15 protein-coding genes are annotated in these 20,820 nt (G+C 40.9%); 10 read left to right on the forward strand and 5 right to left on the reverse strand.

Annotated features, from left to right (window positions below; translation table 11 throughout):
- Positions 1-84: 84 nt before the first annotated feature.
- The 4 genes from H6G41_RS11140 (at position 85) to H6G41_RS11155 (ending at position 4,691) form a co-directional block, all read left to right on the forward strand.
- Positions 85-1,326 (forward strand): FAD-dependent oxidoreductase, encoded by a 1,242-nt coding sequence (locus H6G41_RS11140; protein WP_190746256.1) that lies wholly within the window; start codon positions 85-87, stop codon positions 1,324-1,326.
- Between the two features lie 184 nt (positions 1,327-1,510).
- Positions 1,511-1,756: a hypothetical protein gene (locus H6G41_RS11145; protein ID WP_190746257.1), complete on the forward strand. Its 246-nt coding sequence runs from the start codon at positions 1,511-1,513 to the stop codon at positions 1,754-1,756.
- A 291-nt stretch (positions 1,757-2,047) separates the two neighbouring features.
- Entirely contained in the window at positions 2,048-2,620 is a 573-nt protein-coding gene (locus H6G41_RS11150; protein ID WP_190746258.1) for a single-stranded DNA-binding protein, read from the forward strand.
- A 190-nt stretch (positions 2,621-2,810) separates the two neighbouring features.
- Positions 2,811-4,691, forward strand: a complete 1,881-nt coding sequence (locus H6G41_RS11155; protein WP_190746259.1) for an ABC transporter ATP-binding protein — start codon at positions 2,811-2,813, stop codon at positions 4,689-4,691.
- A 178-nt stretch (positions 4,692-4,869) separates the two neighbouring features.
- Here H6G41_RS11155 and H6G41_RS11160 read toward each other — a convergent pair whose 3' ends face one another.
- Positions 4,870-5,763: a cation diffusion facilitator family transporter gene (locus H6G41_RS11160; RefSeq protein WP_190746260.1), complete on the reverse strand. Its 894-nt coding sequence runs from the start codon at positions 5,761-5,763 to the stop codon at positions 4,870-4,872.
- Between the two features lie 667 nt (positions 5,764-6,430).
- Here H6G41_RS11160 and H6G41_RS11165 point away from each other — a divergent pair.
- Positions 6,431-6,958, forward strand: a complete 528-nt coding sequence (locus H6G41_RS11165) for a hypothetical protein (protein WP_190746261.1) — start codon at positions 6,431-6,433, stop codon at positions 6,956-6,958.
- A gap of 112 nt (positions 6,959-7,070) precedes the next feature.
- Here the strand turns inward: H6G41_RS11165 and H6G41_RS36080 are convergent, their stop codons facing one another.
- The 4 genes from H6G41_RS36080 to H6G41_RS11185 form a co-directional block, all read right to left on the reverse strand.
- Entirely contained in the window at positions 7,071-7,598 is a 528-nt protein-coding gene (locus tag H6G41_RS36080; RefSeq protein ID WP_190746262.1) for an SH3 domain-containing protein, read from the reverse strand.
- A gap of 516 nt (positions 7,599-8,114) precedes the next feature.
- Positions 8,115-8,513 carry a hypothetical protein gene (locus H6G41_RS11175; RefSeq protein ID WP_190746263.1) on the reverse strand — a complete coding sequence of 133 codons (399 nt, stop codon included), beginning with the start codon at positions 8,511-8,513 and terminating at the stop codon, positions 8,115-8,117.
- Between the two features lie 101 nt (positions 8,514-8,614).
- A complete protein-coding gene (locus H6G41_RS11180) occupies positions 8,615-10,360 on the reverse strand; it encodes a DUF4157 domain-containing protein (protein ID WP_190746264.1) in 1,746 nt (581 codons plus the stop codon).
- Positions 10,361-10,844: 484 nt separating this feature from the next.
- Complete coding sequence (locus H6G41_RS11185; protein WP_190746265.1) at positions 10,845-13,883, reverse strand: tetratricopeptide repeat protein; 3,039 nt, start codon at positions 13,881-13,883, stop codon at positions 10,845-10,847.
- A 258-nt stretch (positions 13,884-14,141) separates the two neighbouring features.
- Between H6G41_RS11185 and H6G41_RS11190 the strand changes: the two genes are divergently transcribed.
- The 5 genes from H6G41_RS11190 (at position 14,142) to H6G41_RS11210 (ending at position 20,738) form a co-directional block, all read left to right on the forward strand.
- Positions 14,142-15,557, forward strand: coding sequence for a hypothetical protein (locus H6G41_RS11190; RefSeq protein WP_308796207.1), 1,416 nt, complete (start codon positions 14,142-14,144; stop codon positions 15,555-15,557).
- Between the two features lie 100 nt (positions 15,558-15,657).
- The gene (locus tag H6G41_RS11195; RefSeq protein ID WP_190746266.1) at positions 15,658-16,959 is read left to right on the forward strand and encodes a DUF1822 family protein; all 1,302 of its coding nucleotides are present in this window, start codon (positions 15,658-15,660) and stop codon (positions 16,957-16,959) included.
- 129 nt (positions 16,960-17,088) lie between these two features.
- Positions 17,089-19,500, forward strand: a complete 2,412-nt coding sequence (locus H6G41_RS11200; RefSeq protein WP_190746267.1) for a CHASE2 domain-containing protein — start codon at positions 17,089-17,091, stop codon at positions 19,498-19,500.
- Positions 19,493-20,218 (forward strand): DUF928 domain-containing protein, encoded by a 726-nt coding sequence (locus H6G41_RS11205; protein ID WP_190746268.1) that lies wholly within the window; start codon positions 19,493-19,495, stop codon positions 20,216-20,218. The genes H6G41_RS11200 and H6G41_RS11205 overlap by 8 nt, the downstream gene beginning before the upstream one ends.
- Before the next feature lie 112 nt (positions 20,219-20,330).
- Complete coding sequence (locus H6G41_RS11210) at positions 20,331-20,738, forward strand: filamentous hemagglutinin N-terminal domain-containing protein (protein WP_374939420.1); 408 nt, start codon at positions 20,331-20,333, stop codon at positions 20,736-20,738.
- The last annotated feature ends 82 nt before the right edge of the window (positions 20,739-20,820 follow it).

A 20,820-nucleotide genomic window follows, 5' to 3' on the forward strand; every position in this document is an offset into this window, starting at 1 on the left:
AGCTGAATACGAAAAGTTAAAAAAGTAGCTCGTAGCCATAAAAGCAAACTAACGTTAATTTTAGGACTTTCTGAAGGTCAGCTTATGACTAACTCTTTATCTGAAAATCCTGCCCATGATATTCATGACATTATAGATGTCCAAACCACTGATTGTTGTATTGTTGGTGGTGGCCCGGCTGGGGCTGTATTGGCTTTATTATTAGCCCGTCAAGGGATTCCGGTGATGCTGTTGGAAGCACACAAGGACTTCGATCGCGATTTTCGCGGTGACACCATTCACCCATCTGTAATGGAGATTATGGCGGAATTGGGTTTGAGCGATCGCTTGTTGGCGCTCCCCCATAGTAAAATTCGCCAGCTACGCATTCAAACTGCTGAAGATAGCGTGACTTTGGCAGATTTTAGCCACCTAAAAACCAATTACCCCTACATCACCATGCTTCCTCAAGTGAAATTCTTGGAATTTATTACCCAGGAAGCTCAAAAATACCCCAGTTTTCAGTTAGTTATGGGGGCGAATGTTCAAGAATTAATTATGCAAGATGGCGTAGTTGCCGGTGTACGCTATCGGGGAGGCGGTGGTTGGCATGAAATTCGCGCAAAACTTACTGTAGGTGCAGATGGACGCCATTCCAAGCTGAGACAACTGGGTGGTTTTGAGTCTGTGGAAACTTCCCCACCAATGGATGTGCTGTGGTTTCGCCTTCCCCGTCAACCAGAAGACGCAGAAGGGGGAATGGGAAGGATTGCTAAAGGACACATTCTCGTGATGCTGGATCGAGGTGAAGAATGGCAAATTGCTTATGTCATTCCTAAAGGCGGCTATCAACAACTACGCACTGCGGGTTTAGAGGAGTTAAAAAAATCTGTAGTTGAAGTTGTACCAGAATTAGGCGCTCGCATCTCTAATTTACATGATTGGTCACAAGTAGCTTTTCTTTCCGTCGAATCCAGCCGCGTTAAGCGTTGGTATCGTCCCGGATTGCTATTGATTGGCGATGCAGCCCATGTCATGTCCCCCGTTGGTGGTGTGGGGATTAACTACGCCATTCAAGATGCTGTGATTGCAGCAAATGCGTTGGCGAAGCCCCTAAAAAATCAAAATTTACAACTCAAAGATTTAGCAAAAGTCCAAAACCAAAGAGAATTACCCACAAGAATCATCCAAGCATTTCAAACCTTCATCCAAAAACAAATATTTGCCCGCATACTCACATCCGATCAGACTTTTCAACCGCCAGCATTCCTCCGCCTACCCATCCTGCGCGACTTCCCCGCCCGATTAATTGGTTTGGGCGTGTTTCCAGTTCATGTGGAAGTTTAATTTGGACATGGGGCATGGGGCATTGGGCATGGGACATGGGGCATTGGGCGGGGTTTCCCCTCCCTTTACGACGATGTATGACAATGAATCATTGATTTAATTGGTATATTCGTGACCTTTCAGGCTAGGAAGTCAAAATTTCACCCTCAAAGGCTCAACTTTCACCCTCAAAGGCTCAACTTCCATGCTCAAAGGCTCAACTTTCACCCTCAAAGGCTCAAACTTCACCCTCAAAGGCTCAACTTCCAGCCTCAAAGGCTCAACTTTCATGCTCAAAGACTCAAACTTCAACCTCAAAGGCTCAAACTTCAACCTCAAAGGCTCAACTTCCATGTTCAAAGGCTCAACCTTCTCCCTCATTGCACCAAAAATTGTGTCTTTCTTATCTGTGTTATCGCCACAATCTCCAATTCCTAATTCCCAAAAATAATTCTTGCCTCATTCCACTAGATTAATGGTACAATTATACTACTCAGTTGTAGAATTCAATGCTTGCTCTAGTCAGGCGAAGGGTGCGTAAGCATCCATCGCTTGGCTTTTATGTTAAAACTGTCTAGATATAAAGAATGTATATTCAAAAATGCCAAAGTTAACAATATATAGATGGTAGTTAACGCTAGTCAATCACGACAAAATATCACAACCAAACATGAAAATCTCTCTTCCCTAGTCCCTAGTCCCTATTTTCTACACAGCAAGTTCGATTATCAGGAGGATTTTAATGAATAGCTGCGTTTTGATGGCGGAAATCGTCCAAGAACCACAACTACGCTATACGCCAGATCAATTGGCGGTGACGGAAATGCTTGTGCAATTTCCCAATTCCCAAAAACCAGAAGATGCACCAGCTACTTTGAAAGTTGTAGGTTGGGGTAACTTAGCTACGGAAATTCAGCAAAACTATCATCAAGGCGATCGCGTCATTTTGGTAGGAAGATTAGGGATGAATACTATCGATCGTCCCGAAGGATTTAAAGAAAAACGGGCTGAATTGACAGTACAGCAAATTCAAAATATCGGTGGTAGTTTCAATCTCAATACACCACCAATGACAGAAACTTACTCTCGTCCGCCAGCTACCGCCCCTGTCGCCCCTGTAGTCTCTACTCCGCCACAGACACAGACAAGTGCAGCTAATTACGAATCACCTCGTCCCGCACCAGCCCCAGCTACACCAAAAGCTAACGTTGCGCCGAGAGTCAGCAATCCCGAACCTGCACCTCAACCAGCAACTTTTGAACGGACTACTTATACCCCAGTGGAAGAACCAAATATTGATGACATTCCCTTTTAGTATTCCACTACATCAATAATTTATGGATCGTTGCTAACGGATGTTAGGGATAATTGCTTCGATAAAAGCGAAGTTAAACTATTCCTCACATCCGTTATATTTTTATTGATTGTTTTGTAATTGAGAACTGATCGCTTAAAATCACTGTTAAACTCCAAATAACTATTGGCAAAACTTATAACTTACTTCCATGAGAGAGACTATCCTAGAGGTTCGTAATCTCCAAGTTGAATTTTCCGGTGATGGTAACATCCTCAAAGCCGTTGATGGTATCTCCTTTCAACTACATCGCGGAGAGACTTTAGGAATAGTAGGAGAGTCGGGAAGTGGGAAATCAGTAACATCCCTAGCAATCATGGGTTTGTTACAGAGTCCCGGTAGAATTAGTGGCGGGGAAATTTTGTTTCATCCTCAGGAAAATGCTACGCCAATTAATTTGGTAGCGTTACCGCCAGAGGAAATGCAGCTCCATCGAGGTGGAGACATCGCCATGATTTTCCAAGAACCGATGAGTTCACTCAATCCGGTTTATAACATTGGGTTTCAATTAACAGAAGCAATTTTGCGACATCAAAATGTGTCAGCCAAGGAAGCGCGAGAAATTGCGATCGCAGGTTTACAAGAAGTCAAACTCCTCCCCAGTGATGAGCAAATAGCACAGCAATATCTCGATACCTGGAACCAAACTAATTCTAAATCCCCTAAGCCAGAGGGACATAAACTAGCTGAATTAGTCAAACAGCATAAGCAATCTATTTTAGAACGCTACCCCCATGAACTTTCTGGAGGACAGTTACAGCGGGTAATGATTGCAATGGCGATTTCCTGCAACCCATTGTTATTAATTGCTGACGAACCAACCACAGCTTTAGATGTCACAGTACAAGCGACAATTCTGGAATTGATGCGAGAATTGCAGCAACGCCGCGACATGGCAATGATTTTTATCACCCACGACTTAGGATTAATCGCAGAAATTGCCGATCGCGTCGCGGTGATGTATCGCGGCAAAATTGTTGAATATAATACAGCGACGGAAATTTTCAGCAATCCCCAGCATCCCTATACTAAAGGTTTAGTTGCTTGCCGTCCTACACTCACTCGCCATCCCCAAAAACTTTTGACAGTTTCCGACTACATGATTGCAGAGGAAACAGAAACAGGACAGTTGGTCATTCAAGAAAAAGTACCCTCACCAGCGCCAGAAGTTACCAGAGAAGAGATAGTTAACAGATTAGCTGACCTCAACGAAAAATCACCTCTGTTGCAAATCCGCAATCTCAAAGTTGGCTTCCCTGTTAAAGGTTTGTTTGGTGGGACAAAACGCTACACTATGGCAGTAAATAACGTTTCCTTTGATGTGAAACCAGGGGAAACAGTGGGATTAGTAGGTGAATCAGGTTGTGGTAAAACGACTTTGGGAAGAACCCTATTACGGTTAATTGAACCGATGGGTGGTGAAATTATCTTCGAGGGACAAAATATTACCAAACTCAAAGGCGAACCGCTGCAAAAACTCCGCCGGGAAATGCAAATAGTCTTTCAAAATCCCTTTAGCGCCCTCGATCCAAGGATGAAAGTAGGGGATGCAATTATGGAACCCTTGGTAATTCACTCGGTAGGGAAAACAAAGCAACAACGACAACAACGGGTAATTGAACTGTTGGAACGGGTGGGATTGAGTGCAGATGCAATTAACCGCTATCCCCATCAATTTTCTGGCGGTCAGCGTCAACGGATTTGTATTGCCCGTTCTCTAGCATTAAATCCCAAATTTATTATTTGCGATGAATCGGTTTCTGCACTGGATGTATCAGTACAAGCGCAAGTATTGAATCTGCTGAAAGAATTGCAATCAGATTTTCAACTGACTTATATTTTCATTTCCCATGACTTAAGCGTCGTCAAATTTATGAGCGATCGCATTTTAGTCATGAATCGCGGTCAAATAGTTGAAGAAGGTACCGCCGAAAGCATCTATCGCGAACCCAAAGAAGAATACACCCAAAAACTCATCGCCGCCATTCCCACAGGTAGCCCGGAGCGGAGGCGGAATCGGCTGGCTTCTTAGGAGGCAGAGGGGCAGGGAGCAGGGAGCAGGAGAGACAAGAAGGACAATTGTACAGATGCGATGAATCGCGTCTCTCTTGCCCAATGCCCAATGCCCAATGCCCAATGCCCAATGCCCAATGCCCAATGCCCAATGCCCAATGCCCAATGCCCAATGCCCAATGCCCAATGCCCAATAACTACTTCTCAAACGTAATCGCCTCAGATTGATAAGCTGGTGGTTCTACGTGAATGAGAACGCGCACTGGTCGGAAACGTTCTTCGAGTTGTCTTTCTACTTCTTCGGTGATGCGGTGGGCTGTGTCTACATCGGAAGCATCGACAATTAGATGCATTTCGATGAAGACTTGGCGACCGAGAACTCCACGGGAAGCGATGTCATGACAGTTAATTACCCCAGGAACGGAAAGAGCGATCGCATGAATGGCTTCTGGTGCGATCGCCATTTCATCTACTAATGAAGGTAAATTCGCTTTTAAAACTGACCAACCACTCCAAAATACCAACACAGCTACAGGAAAGGCTAAAACTACATCTAACCATTGATAACCTAGGGACACCCCAACCAAGCCACCCATAACAGTGATAGTTACCCAGACATCACTCATGGTGTGTGTGGCATCAGCAATCAAAATTGGGCTACCCACGCGCTTTCCTTCGTTGCGTTCGTAAAAAGTTACAAAAATATTTACGCCCAACACAATTAGTAATAACCATAATTCTGTTGCTGAAATTTTGACAGGTGCACCACCTTTAATAATTCTTTCGATCGCGCCTTGGAGAATTTCAAAACAAGCTATTCCTAAAAATGCAGAGATTCCCAAAGCACCCACAGCTTCAAATTTTTGGTGACCATAAGGATGCTCGCGATCTGGTAGTGGCGAAGAAAATTTACTAGTAACTAATCCTAAAACATTGTTAGCGCTATCTGTAACGCTATGCAAAGCATCAGCTAGCAAACTGAGAGATCCTGTTGAGTAACCGACAACGGCTTTTAATGCCATGACAAACAGATTTAATAATAAGGTGATAATTAGAACCTTGCGTACCACCGCGCGGTTATCGTAAGTCATAAATCATTTTTAACATCAAGTTCTACGTTTTTATATTAAAACTCAAATTGTAATTAATAAGTATCAAACTCTGATCCGTAAAGAAATACATCTCTCTACAGACTAAATTTTTTAAATAAATTTATTGACATTAATTATAATTAGTAGCCTCTAAAAGCTGATAATTTATTAGTATTTAAGTTTTCACCTATAGCCAATTAATATCAACAATTTAATTTGTAATTTCTCTGACTTTGAAAATATTCAAGTAAACTCATACTTTTGTGACTTCTAATTATCCTAATGGAAATAAACATAACTATCTTAAGAGGGAGTAAAGATTTTTACCTTGAAAATTTAAGATTTCTCCTTCTTTAACCCGAAACTCTGCCGAAAACACAAACACTTTGAGAAGGGCGCTGCATCTGTATGGAGCGATTTTGTGGGTACTTCCTGGGGTAATTATTGAATTAATTCCCATTTGGTTTAAAACCGCAATTGTAAGAAGTTACTACCTTGTATAGAATTTGAACCGTTACTAGAGCGATCGCTATTCAATATTCGCCAAGAGTTTGACCTGTTACGATTGATCAAATAAGGTTTTAAGTATTGATCTATACAATTTAGACAAACACAGACTTCATATTTGTACAGATCATCAGTTAGAAACATTTATTGAGGAGAAAAAATGCCAAAGCTTAGTATCCAACAAAAAAACTGGTTATTGTCAGCACATGTTTGTTGTGCTGCACTTTGGACAGGAACTGTTTTAAGTATGCTTCTTTTGTCACAGAGAAATACAAATACTACCAACGCAGATGCTCTCTATGCGCTTAACTCAGCAATTACCTTGCTGGACGACTATATTGTAATTCCCTCAGCAATTGGTTCAGTTGTTACCGCAACTTTGCTTTGCTGGACAACCAATTATGGATTTTTTAAGTTCTACTGGGTAATTGTGAAGTGGATTTTGACGACTGGATTAGTAATATTTGGCACCTTCTGGCTATTTCCTTGGGGAAATGCCGCAGAAAGTATCTCGGCCAAGGAAGGATTAGAAGCGTTTAAGAATTCAATTTATTCATTTGATGTTCAAGGAGTTTTGATTGGAAGTTTATTTCAAATTCTCTTGCTTGTAGTCATCATCGCTATCTCTGTTCTCAAGCCTTGGGGAAGACGAGCGGTGAAAGAAAAAAAACAAGCTATTGCTGATTAATTAGTTATTGGTCATTAATTATTGGTTAACAATACAATAGGCAATAGAAATTATTATTTCTCCTTATCTTCCACATCGCACTGATTGGCTTTCCTATTGCCTATTACCTACATCAAGAACAACTAGTCAGCGCTGCACCACATTGATCTTCTCTGAATAACCAACCCTTAATTCCTTTATATTCCACCAGCGCCCAGCCGCCTTGACAACCTAATAAATTAACATTTGTACTAGGTGGAATGCGAACGATGACTTGGCTTTTTTGATTGGTTTTAGCATAAAGCTTCACACCTTTAGTACCATAGCCTGTTGTTGCTAGACCTAACTTTGGCATAGATACCCACCCAGTTCCTTTGTAACCACCGCTAGCATTAGTAACTCTTGCCCAATTTGGTACAGCAGCAATAACTTGAACAGTCTCATTCACAGGTATTTGTCCTAAAATTTTATGTTGGCTACTTGCACCAGTGCGCACATTTAAAGCTTGCCCAGACGAGACATCAATGTAAGCATAAATATTACATTTTGTCGGATTTTTTGTTTTTGCTAAGGCTATTTGATTAGCTATACCCGTATGGATAATTACACTAGTAGATATAAGTGCTAATCCGGTAGCTATCCTGAATAGTTGATTTTTCACTTTTGTTTCCTAATATACTTCAGTTTTAGGACACCAATATTAACACTGATGTCTTATTTATAACTCAGATCTTAACTGATAGAGTTAGGCTTAAATCAGAACAATATTTTTTTCTAAGATTTAGTATATGAAAAAATTTAATATATATTAAAAATCGTCAAATGTTCAAGATAAAATTGCAGCTATTGCTTGGCTTTGATTATATAAAATATAAATATTTTTCTAATTTTTTAGAAAAAATCATAATTTTTTGCAACTTGTTATAAGAAAAAGTCAATTTCCATAACAAAAAATCACCTTCTGTAACAAAAAATTGACTCGTTATACAAAAACATCGGCTTGTTATACCAATTTGAAACAAGAATGCGACAGATGGTAGGGGCATTGGCATTGCCATGCCCTCTAGAATATATTGATGTGCCGGAAACACTATTTAAATTGGTATTATATTAATGCATCGGTTGACAAGCTGTATCTGGCATCAAAAGGCGGAAACAGTATAATTTTGAATTGTTATTAATGTTTTTTGGTACGGATAGTAATCATATAGGGACTCCGCAGAGAAATAACTTCTCCATTGAAACTCAGTTCTATTTCAACTTGAATTTCCCGATTTAAATAGCTAATAGCAGGAATAGATGAAAAACTGACTTCATACTGACTTGTAGTTAACCCTGTTTGGGTAAATTTATTGGAGTCTAATTCCTCATAATCAGGTAAGCGATACAGAAAAAAACTATCAACGGGAATAGTTTCTGCACCGACATGACAAATCACTTTTTTAATTGCAGCTTGATAAACAGTTTGGCTGTGATTTGCGATTTCTATAACTCCATGCGTAATGACTGCTTCTTGTGGCGAGTAGAAGCTTGTTTCAACGGGAATTCCCCTGGAGATCAGCGATTCATTTAACATAGCTGATTTGTTTACCTGTATGATTTCAGTAGCATCATTGTGCGGGGTAATGTGAAAAATTAGCACTACAGATAGGATGATTCCTAGAAATACTAGCAACTTTAGCAGCGCCATTCGCGATCGCGCACCACATGGCGTGGTGGAATAATATGGCGAGGGCCAGGTATAGAATCTCCGGCTACAGCATTCCTGACTGTAATTCTACCGTTGGGCATACGTACTCTCACTCTGTTAGTGCCAACTTTAGCAATTACTTCACCTGGATTAGCCGCATCTAAGCCAGGATAGCTTTCGACTGTTGATTGAATTCCAGTTGTGTCAGCTGTGACTTCTCCGGTTACGGGATCGGTAGTTGTCAAATTCGGATCGGGTGTCATCCCGCGATCGATTGACCAATTGGTTTCCATTGTGTAAACTCGTGATTCTTCATCACTCCAATTACCTAAACGATACACTGATGGAGTTCTAGCATGTTGATACTCATGGTAAAGAGCTTTTGCAACTTCTTCGTTACTACCGTTAGTGGCAATGATAATTGAAGTTCCAGAGGTTTCACCAGCTCCCGGCATGGGACGAGGTACCCAATTTGTACCATCAAATTCTTCATCAGCCCATTCTAAACCGCCAACCATTTCTACCCGGAGATTTCTTAAATCTCTAATCATGGCTGAATTCCACTGACAAAGTATCTCTAACATTCCCGCAAATGTATAGGGATCGCCAGATGTGCTAGGTAATGCTAATGCGGGAAAAAGTTGATCTAATTTAGCGATAGTCGCAGCGCCTACTTCTCCTCTAGGATCGGTAGTGATGCGATGTCGCGCTTGAAACTGAGTCACTAATCGTTCCGTTTCTCGCCCAAATTTGCCATCAACACCATGAATCATAAATAAAATACCGGCATCATGGATGGCGTGTTGAACTTTGCGCACGGCGTCATTTTCGTCACCTTGTTTTAAGGTGGTAGTACCATCATAGATATCTTCTAAAATTGCATCTCCGGCAAATCGCGGTGAACTCAAATCGTGTCCATCACCGGTTGCGCGTTGAATTTGCTGGGTAGATTGTTGATTGTATGCTAGTTGATTGCCAATTTCTGGGCTTTGCTGTACAACATGAGTTAACTCATGAGCAGTTAAGGCATCATTACTAGGAGACTTCCCCGCACCAAAGTAAATATCTTTGTGGTGGGTAAAAGCTTGAGCGCTTAATTCTCGATTCATTTGGGTAGCGTCGCTACCAGTATGCACACGCACGCCACTAAAGTCAGCATTAAAGCGTGGTTCCATGAAGCTACGCACTTCATGAGATAAAGGACTACCCCCACCTTTACTACTATTTAAACGACTCTCAAGATTATTTTCTGCTTCTAAGCCTGCATATTTAGCTGATAGTGTAGATGGCTTAGTTTGCAGTTTTTCTTTTTCCTCACAAGCTGCACATTTGCGCTGTAAGGAATTTTGTGGAGGCTGGATGATAGAAGCGTTAAGTTGATTGGGCAAAACCATGCGCATTACCCGATCTGCCATGTTATCAGCTTCTTGCTCGTACTGATCGTCAGGTTCTCCCACTGTCAGCTTTGTTTGGGGACGATGCAATGGTATGCGGCTAAAATCATGACTAAAAAATTTTGGCGCAATCGCTGGTGATGATAAAGTTTGTCCCTCAACCGATGGCACTGTTTGAAGAGTAGCTGATTCTTCAGTTGCTGTTTGGACAATATTATGGCTTGGTAAACCAAAGCTTTTTGTAGAATTCGCCAGGGTGGGAGTATTCGGTAATACCAGCGATTGATGAGAAGAATTTGGTTTACTTACTTGCTTACGTCCAAACACGCGCTCTTGCATCTCGCCCTTCCTTTATTTGCTGGGTAAAGGCATTGTATATTATTGAATTTTACAATCTAGAGTAATGCGATCGCTATCGACCTTTGTCTAATTTTACAGAATTGGGCATGGGGCATTGGACATTGGGCATTGGACATTGGGCATTACAAATGCGATCGCGAATATCACAAATGCGATCGCGGAAATAGCAAATGCGATCGCAAAAATAGCAAATGAGTTCGCAAAAATAGCAAATGCGTAAGCGAAAATAACAAATGAGTTCGCGAAAATAGCAAATGCGTAAGCAAAAATAACAAATGCGTAAGCGAAAATAGCAAATGCGTAAGCAAAAATAACAAATGAGTTCGCGAAAATAGCAAATGCGTAAGCGAAAATAGCAAATGCGATCGCATTTTCGATAACTGCTTATATTTTAATTAAAAAACTTAAGCAAAACTTATAAATACGAGCATCATTGCAACACCTATGGATCACGAATTACAAACTACCTTTCGCCAATTAAGGTAAACGCCGCCCAATTCACAGGATTCGGGAATTTTTCTTTTGTTTTCAACATCGCTTGACGCAAAGCCAGCGCTTTATCTGGCTGAGTTTGCAAACTCTTATAAAATTCCACCATTAAATATTGTGTCGGTGCATCGGGTACTTGCCACAGGGAAACCAGCACACTAGGAACACCCGCAGAAATTAAGGAACGCGATAACCCAATTACACCATCACCGGAAAGTTTACCTTTTCCCGTTTCGCAAGCACTGAGAACGACTAATTGCGCTTTTAATTTTAAATCTAAAATTTCCTCAGCCGTGAGTAAGCCATTATCTTTACCCGAAGGTGCTAGCGCAATCCAGCTACCCAAACCCCGGTTATCATCAGCCCAACCGTGAGTAGCTAAATGAATTACATCTGCTGTTGATAAGCGTTGCAGAATATTAGCTTTCGTTGCATCTTTACCGAGAATCGCTTTAGTTTTTAATAAATCAGCAATAGTTTTTGCTTCTTGTTCCGCCCCTGGTAGTGGATCTAACTGTGTTGCTGGTTTACCTGGTTCTGTAGAGACTACAGGCATATTTGGATTACCGACAATCAGAGCGTTATTATAATTTGTTGTTTTACCTTGATTTAATTGATGAGTAAAATCTAACACTTGAATTGCTGGGGCAGTGAGGATGGTATGTTTTTCAATTAAATACTTACCTTGTTCATCGCGCAAAGCTGGAAAAGGTGCGAGAAATAAAGAACCTTGGGGAATGAAAATAACTCGCTCGCTAGTGTTTTTTGGTAACAAATCAGCGATATCTTTAATTAAAATGTCATGCAGTTTTTGTAATGGTTTTTGAACTTTTGCAGCATCAGGATTTTGACTGGAGACAATACCACCAGCGCGTCCACTTCTAACCACACCAATACCTAGACGGCTTTGAGTGACTAATTCATCTAAGGTTGTATTATCTTTTAGCCATAGGGGTTTAAGGTCAACTTTGCGGAATGTAACTTCACCTGTAGGCTTGATAACCCAAATATAGAGGTCTGATTCTTTAGTTTGTCGTTTCCCAGCAACTTTGAAATTATCCCCAATAATAGAATATTGAACGAGAGTGGCATTTTGCTGTTGAGCAATTTGTTTAATCTGGGCAATTGTCGGTGCTTGCGGTGATTTATCCGCCTGTTTATTATTAGTAGAGACACGAGTTGCTAACAACTCAACAAATGCCCTAGCGCGGCCGCGTTCGGCAATTTCTAACGCAGCATCAGTTTTATTTTTGGCGATGAGGACTTGTTGTAAAATTCTGTAGGTGTTACTTTGGGTGTCAAAAAGTGACACTTTATCAGTATCAGCTAACTTTGTATTTCGTAGAGATTCCCAAACCTGAATTCCCTCATACAAAGTTTGCTCTGCTGCGGGAAAATTACCTTGTTTGTAGAAAGCAAGTCCTAGATTGTTTAAACTTCTACCCTCTCCATTACGGTTTTTGATTTGTCGGGCAATCACTAAACTGGAAGAGTGGTACTCAATCGCTTTTCGGTAGTCTCCCAAAGCATAGTAAGTAAGACCGAGATTACCTAGCATCGCACCCTCACCTAAACGATCTTTAATTTCACGGGTGATTGCTAAACTTGAGGAATAGTATTCAATTGCTTTTCGGTATTCTCCCAAAACATTATAAGCCAGAGCAAGATGACCCAGAGACAGTCCCTCACCCCTACGGTCTTTAATTTCGCGGGAGATGTCTAAACTTGAGGAATGGTACTCAATCGCTTTTGGGGAGTTTCCCAACGCATGATAAGCATTACCGAGACTACTTAGAGACTGTCCTTCACCTAAGCGGTCTTTAATTTCATGGGAGATGGCTAAACTGGAGGAGTAGAAATCAATCGCTTTTCGGTAGTCTCCCAAAGCATAGTAAGTATTACCAAGATTAGCTAGCGTTTTTCCCTCTCCTAATCTATATTGAATTTCACGAGAGATGGCTAAACTGGAGGAATGGTACTCAATCGATTTTGGGTAGTCTCCCAAAGCATAGTAAGCATTACCGAGATTACCTAGAGACTGTACCTCACCTAAACGATCTTTAATTTCACGGGCGATCGCTAACCTCTGCTGTTGGTACTCAATGGCTTTTGGGTAGTCTCCCAAAGAAAAGTAAGCAAGACCAAGACTACCTAGAGACTGTCCCTCACCTAAACGATATTTAATTTCACGGGCAATGGCTAAACTTTCTGAGTGGTACTCAATCGCTTTTTTGTAGTCTCCCAAAGCATGGTAAGCATTACCGAGATTACCTAGAGACTGTCCTTCCCCTAACCGATTTTTGATTTCCCTGGCGATGGCTAAACTTTCTGAGTGGTACTCAATCGCTTTTTTGTAGTCTCCCAAAGCATGGTAAGCATTACCGAGATTACCTAGAGACTGTCCTTCCCCTAACTGATTTTTGATGTCCCTGGCGATGGCTAAACTTTCTGAGTGGTACTCAATCGCTTTTTTGTAGTCTCCCAAAGCATGGTAAGCATTACCGAGATTACCTAGAGACTGTCCTTCCCCTAACCGATTTTTGATTTCCCTGGCGATAGCTAAACTTTCTGAGTGGTAGTCAATCGCTTTTTTGTAATCTCCCAATGCATCGTAAGCATTACCGAGATTACCCAGAGACTGTCCTTGGCTTAATCTGTCTCTCGTTTCCCTAGCGATGGCTAATTTCTGCTGTTGGTAGTCAATCGCTTTTTTGTAGTCTCCCAAAGCATGGTAAGCAACACCAATATTACCCAGCACCTTTGCCTCACCTTTACGGTCTTTGATTTCTCGGTAAATCATTAATGCTTGTTGCCACGATCGCAATGCAGCTTCAAATTGACTGGTTTGATACTGCTTAATACCTTGCTCATTCAATTTATCAGCTTCAGCTTTCCGCGCCTGTGGGGTTTGCGCTGACGCTTGGTTTATTCCCACAATTACGCTTTGGTTAATGAGTGTTTGTCCAATGAGTAGGGTAATGAGGGTAATCAGTGCGATTTTGTGTATTTTCATCGGTGTTACTGAGGTCATCCTGTCAGTAACATATATCTCCGTGATGACTTAGGCTATGCAGTTTTGATGAAATTTGGGCATTGGTAAAGATATCAGCATCTAAATTGGTTTTGCATAAGTTCCCCCTCCCCATAAATATAAAGAATTGTCGTCAAATTCCAATGCCCCATGCCCCATGCCCCATGCCCAAACAAATTGCATTTCCCCAAAGGAGGTGAAAGAATGAAAAATGATTAGCTGAAATTAAGTAAAAATACCGTGGTAGCAGCAAAATTCTGGGAATTTGTCAAGCTAGAGTCTACGAGTAAGCGCCGGGTGGAAATGATAGTTGCAGCTAAAAGTTATTTGCAAACACAATTAACAGATGGGGTTGAGCTTTCTGATGCTGCGATCGCTCGTCACTTGTGGCAACAATTACAACAGTCACAAACTAGCGACACTGAATCAACTCACCTTGCAGAAATTTGTTTGCGCTGCTATATCTCCTACCAAATCTACCAGGTTTGCCTTGATTTAGCGTTGCGCTTTGGTAGTCGTCACGGTTTTAGAGCAGAGGATTTGTTACCCTTTGTTTTGGATGACCAAGTTATCTTAACTACATCTGAAAAACCAAGAGTCCGCAAATCAACTTATGAATCTTTAGCAACCAAGCTGTTAAAAACATTCGATCCTGTTAAAGGAACGCTGAATTCATGGGTAAACCGCTATGTTAAACAAAGTCCCGAACTCAAGCGCTTTTTACTCCAGCATGGTGTGTTGTTAATTAGCGATTGGGCGCTGTTGAATAATACAAATCCCAAGCAATTACAACGAATTCTAGCGGAAATGTATCATTTAACGCCAGGAGAGATTGAGCAAATCTGTCAATTGTTGATGAGTTATCACGCAGTTTACCGTGAAGAACGCTTACAACAAAAATTGTCTGGGGTAAATGTTCGCTGTCAGATTCCCACATCGGAACAGTTAAGCGAGATTGCGCAGGATTTACAAAGCCGAACTAATCGCAGACTTAGCGAAGAAGCAGTGTTAAAGCAACTGCAAGCAATGGCGCAAAAGCTCAGACAATACAGGATTGTTAGCCAAGGCGGCTATGTTTCCTCAGTGGCTTACGATCAACCAGAGATTCAACCCATTGTAGAGCGCTCGCAAATTACCCAAGATGATGACACAGAAAAATTTGAATTTATTAATTTATATCAACAGCAATTTCTCGAATCTTTAGATACAGCGATTTCTCAAGTTGTGGAAAGTTTTATTACTCAACTCCAACGCAAGCGCAGTGCAAATCAAGAAATTAGCCAATCATTTGTTACTGGATTACATCTTTTTCATTGTCAAGGTAAACCGATGAGCCAAATTGCTCCGGAACTAGGAATGAAAAAACAATATGAAGTAACGCGGTTATTAAAGTTAAATGATTTGCGGGCAGATATACGCCAAAAACTGTTAATAATTTTACGCGATCGCGTTTTAGAAATCGCTCAACAATTTACAGATGCTCAACGCCTAGAAAATTTAGAAAACCAATTAGAAGTAATTTTAGACGAACAAATTAACACCATTATTCAAGAAGCCGAATCAGAAACCAGAAACCCCCAGCGAAATCAACCTTTATGTGGTTTATTAGCCCGGAGATTATGCAGTTATTTAGAAGGAAAAAGGGCAGACAAATAATTCAAAATTCAAAATTCAAAATTAAGAATTCTATTGTTCCAATGCCCAATGCCCAATGCCCCATGCCCAATCACAACTGACAACTGACAACTGACTAACTATGATTAACAATCCTACACCAGATTTAGATTTTAACGATGATTTAGATTGGTATCCGCTAAATGAAACCCAAACGGAATTATTACCAGAACATTTAAATCAAGCTATCCGGCTAACGGAATCAATTCATTTATCACAACAACGCTGGGCAGTTTACCTTTGCGCCTTGGGAACTTTGGGATTTACACAATGGTTAAAAGAACGCGCCCCTGATTTAGAAATACACAGCGATGCTGCTTCTATTTGGCAACCAGCAACCGCGAATTTATTAGCCGCAGCTTGTAATATTCAAGTTGGTGCTTTTAAAATTTGTGTCATTACTGCTAGCGTTTTTAATGACCAACATAGTATACCTCATGCTGTTTTTGAAAGTCCCGATTTTGCGGCTCATTTTTATGTATTAATGCAAGTTCAGGAAGAAGAACAACAGGTTGCTATCTCTGGATTTATGAACTACGAACAATACAGTAGTTACCAACAAACAGCTAGATTACAAATAGAGCGAGATTGGACATATACGTTACCCCAAAGTTGCTTTAATTCCAATCCCAATGCCTTATTATTAAATCTTCGCTGTCTCAATCCCGATGCAATTCATTTACCTGCAAGTGTTTCCAGAGAAACTAACAAAGTTGTGGCTTTAAAACAAAAGTTAATTAGATTAAAACCGCAACTAAAAAAACAATATCTCTGGGACTTACTTACAGTTAATGAAAGTATCACCTTATTTAGTAATCCCGATTTAATTAACTGGGTTTATCAAGCAGCAAAACCTTCCTTATTACAACCCATAATTAATGTTGGTTCATGGCTGAATAATCAAATAGATACAGTCACTCAAGAATTAGGTTGGCTATTAATGCCATCGCCTGCATTTTCTGAAATGCGTTCCTTCCGTTATGTACAAGAAAGTTTTGACCCAATTCGCGCTAGTTTAGAACAGCAAGGAGTATATATTCCTGCATCAGCAGGGGGGGCTTACCGCGATTTAGATAGTCCACAAAGTAGTGTCAGAATGTATGCAATTACCTGGGAATTAAATGAAACACCAGATAATCCTGAATGGATATTATTAATTGTGTTAGGTTCCCAACCACAAGCAGCAATTCCCAATACTTTAACATTAGAAGTACGCGATGAAACACAAAAATTATTCGAGGAATCTCTCTTAGATCCCAGTCAAGGTATTCTCTACGCTCAAGTAATTGGCAGTTTAAACGAACAATTTTCGGTAATAGTCACTGCTGATGATAATGTATTTGAAATTCCGCCTTTTGGTTTAGGGCTAGAGGCTAGGGGCTAGTATTTAATTATAGTATAGCCTTAGCCAGATATATTAGGACATCAAGCTAAGATAAATCTCTGATAATAAAAGGCTTTCAAGTCTGTCAACAATCAACAGTTAACAGTCAACAGCTATAAATAATTAACTATGAATAATAACGACTATATTTTTAATTTAAAAGTTCAGAAAATTGACCAAATTTGTTTATTTGAACTCACTTGGGGAAAGGGACAAAGATTAAATGCACAAATTAATTATCCCCCAGTATTAACTCAGCTATATCAAGATTGGCGACGAGCATATCTAAATTTTTATCGTTCGGAAAATATGCGCGGGCGTACTGTTGATGGTGGTGTGGCTAAACTCACTGTCGATTGGCACGCAGAACTAGTGAAAGCCGAAACTAAATTTATGTATGAGTTTCATCGCTGGTTACGCAGTGCAGAATTATATGAAATTCGCGCCCAAATTGCCCAAACAAGTCAACAATTTAGTAAGGATAATCCCGATACTAATATAGCTATCCAAATATTCCTTACCTGTGCGCCTTTAGAGTTAGATCGTTTTCCTTGGGAAGCCTGGGAATTAGGTAATGAATTTGCTACGAATGAGGCAATTCAAATTATCCGCACACCTTTAAATATTTCTACAGAATCTCAAGATAAACGTCAAGGTAGACCGCGAATTTTAGCGATTTTGGGTGATGATACTGGGTTGAATTTTAAAGCCGAAAAAGAGGCTTTAAAATCACTCATGCGGATTGCTGATGTTGAGTTTGCTGGTTGGCAACCACAATATACAGCTGCTCAAGTCATTCAAGAAATTACCGAAGCGATCGCCGACGAGCGCGGTTGGGATGTATTATTTTTTGCAGGGCATAGTAATGAAACCGAGATGACAGGCGGCGAATTAGGGATTGCACCTGATGTCTCTATATCGATTAAAGAAATTGCACCTCATCTCAGCGCTGCGAAAAAACACGGACTGCAAGTAGCAATATTTAATTCTTGTAGTGGTTTAAGTATCGCTGATGCCTTAATTGACTTGGGTTTTGGACAAGTGGTGGTGATGCGCGAACCCATTCATAATAGCGTCGCCCAAGGGTTTATGGTGCGGTTCCTCCAAGGATTAGCAAAGCACCTCGATGTATACGAGTCCTTGATTGAGGCTAGACAATTTCTCAGGATGGATAAAAGCCACACCTACCCTTCATCCTATTTAGTGCCTTCCTTATTTTGCCATCCGGGGGCGGAACTCTACCGCATCCCGGCTTTTCGCTGGCAACAACGCCTGCGTCAAAGTATACCCAATCGCTTAGAGGCGATCGCATTAGCCTTAAGTCTGAGTTTAGGTTTCCTTGTTCCCGTTCAAGAACTGCTGTTAGAAGCCAGAGTATTAACCCAATCAGTTTACCGCAACGTCACAGCCCAAATCCCCACCGAACAAGCCCCTCCAGTCGCATTAGTGCAAATTGATACTGAATCCCTTTACCGTGCACAAATGCCGAACACCCAAATTTTACCCCTGAACCGCAGTTATATCAGTAAATTGGTGGATAGTACGCGCAAATTAAAAGCTTCGGTTGTCGGTTTAGACTTTATTTTTGATACACCACAAAAAGATCCAGCATCGGCAGATCGAGATTTAGGTAAAGCGGTAAGTCAAGCAGTCGATGCAAATATGTGGTTAATGTTGGCGGCTGTTTTGGAAGAAAACCGAGAAGTCGGCGCAAATGAAGCACTGGAGATTAATAAGTGGGATTGGACATTGCAAGGATACATCGATGCTTACCCCAACTTTGTCGAAGTTCCAGATGCACAACAAGATTGTCGCAAAACTTGTCCCTTTGCTTATTTGCTGTCGCTGGTATATTTAGCCAAAGACGAAATTGAAGGATTTCCCCAACCAAACACCAACCGACAGCAAAATTTACGGGCGGAAGTTCTCGATATTATTCAAAAGCATAACAAACCCGGTAACTTATCTGCATTATCGCAATGGCGATCGCCTTTTGGTTTACAACCCATCTTAGATTATTCAATTCCACCAAAACAGGTGTATCAAACCATACCTGCTTGGCAATTAATCGAACAGCCAGATATTAACAAATTTCCTTTAATGTCCAAACAGGTAGTGTTAATTGCTGTTGGTAGTGACGAACGCTTAGGAATCGCCCCAGGGCAATCGGATCGCGCACCATCACCAGCAGCTATCAGTTATTGGACGCAGCAACAATGGCTAACTGGGGGTGAAACATTAGCATATATGGTTCACCATTTCCTCACCAAACGCTTAGTGATTCCGATCCCGGATATTTGGATGATTGGGATTGCTATTATTTTCGGTAAAATCACTGTATTTATCATTAAAAATCAGTCGCGTTTAAGCCTCAGCAGACGGCGACAAATTATGGCAGGTTCCATAGGTGCAGTCACTCTCTACGGTATTGGCGGATTGCAACTATACATTTCCGGCGCGATTTTACTTCCTTGGTTTTTACCCTCGGCAGTATTTTTAGCATACGTTTTACCAGCTACAAGGAGAAACAATCATGCGTAAATTATTTAGCTTGGCACTTATTCCTTTTGCGATCGCATCTGGCGATCTGAGTAGCGCCCAACAGATTCCCCAAACTGGAGACATCATCGCCCAAGCTACTAGTGGAATTAGCTCACTTTGGCAGCGTCGCCCAAAAAGACGGCTAGCGTCAAGAGGTTTTATGTGTTCCATTGCACCTGGGTTAGTGGAGACATATATTACTTGGAGCGATCGCCCTATATTTTTGTGGCAGTATTTTGGCAAAGATCAAGAAGCGAAACTGGTGGTACGCGATCGCGAAACCGAAGAAGTCATCTGGGAAAAAACCGTCAAAGTTAGCGACAAACAAGCTGTTTACGATGCAGAAAAACCCCTAGAACCAGGCAAATCTTATCAATGGCAACTATCAGTATCAAATAATGCTCCGTGGAACTGGTTTCAAGTTATGGAAAAAAGCGATCGGCAAAAAATTCAAGCCGACTTGCAAACATTAGAACAACAACTTAAAGCTAACAAAGCGTCATCAGAAAAGATTGCCTTAGAAAAAGCCGATTACTTTCTCAATTACGAAATTAAACATCAAAGGGAACAAGGAAAATTTTACCTTTGGTCTGATGCTTTTCAGACACTTTATGAAGTAGACAAACCCTCTCAATCATTCCTTAAGCAACGCGAAGAATTTATTGCCAATATTTGTACAGCCAAGCCACCATCAGCCACAACATCTCAAATTCAATAAAGCATGTATTCATAAATTTTGTAGTAAGTTCTATAGTCCTTGATTATTAAGCACTTCAGTGCTTACTACAAATTTATCAATTTTCTTTAAGCCTAGTTTTTAGCATCAGCATATGAAAATACATCATGCGATGTCTTACGACAAGCCCCTACGCATCTACGCCCGCATTCTTTCCTTCTGCCTCACATCAACCGTGTTGACAATTTGCTCACTGAGCGAAGTCGAAGTGAGCTTTTTCTCTCCCGCCCAAGCCCAAATCACCCCCGACAATACATTAGGCGCAGAAAGTTCTCAACTCATACCAAACATTCCCATTAACGGTGTCAACTACGATTTTATTGAGGGTGGAGCGCAACGAGGAGCTAATTTATTTCACAGTTTTAGCCAATTTAATATTAATGACACTCAACGAGTATATTTTAGTAACCCTGACGGCGTACAAAATATTCTCACACGGGTGACAGGTGGACAAGCTTCAAATATTCTCGGCATATTGGGAGTTAAACCTCGTCTAACTTGAAACCCGTAGTTTTTCCTCATCAGGGTCAAGATGATTTTTCACCCACAAGCGATCGCTAATTTCAAAGGAATTGGAATTGATA

Origin of the sequence: Tolypothrix sp. FACHB-123, assembly GCF_014697075.1 — a bacterium.
GTDB lineage: Bacteria > Cyanobacteriota > Cyanobacteriia > Cyanobacteriales > Nostocaceae > Aulosira.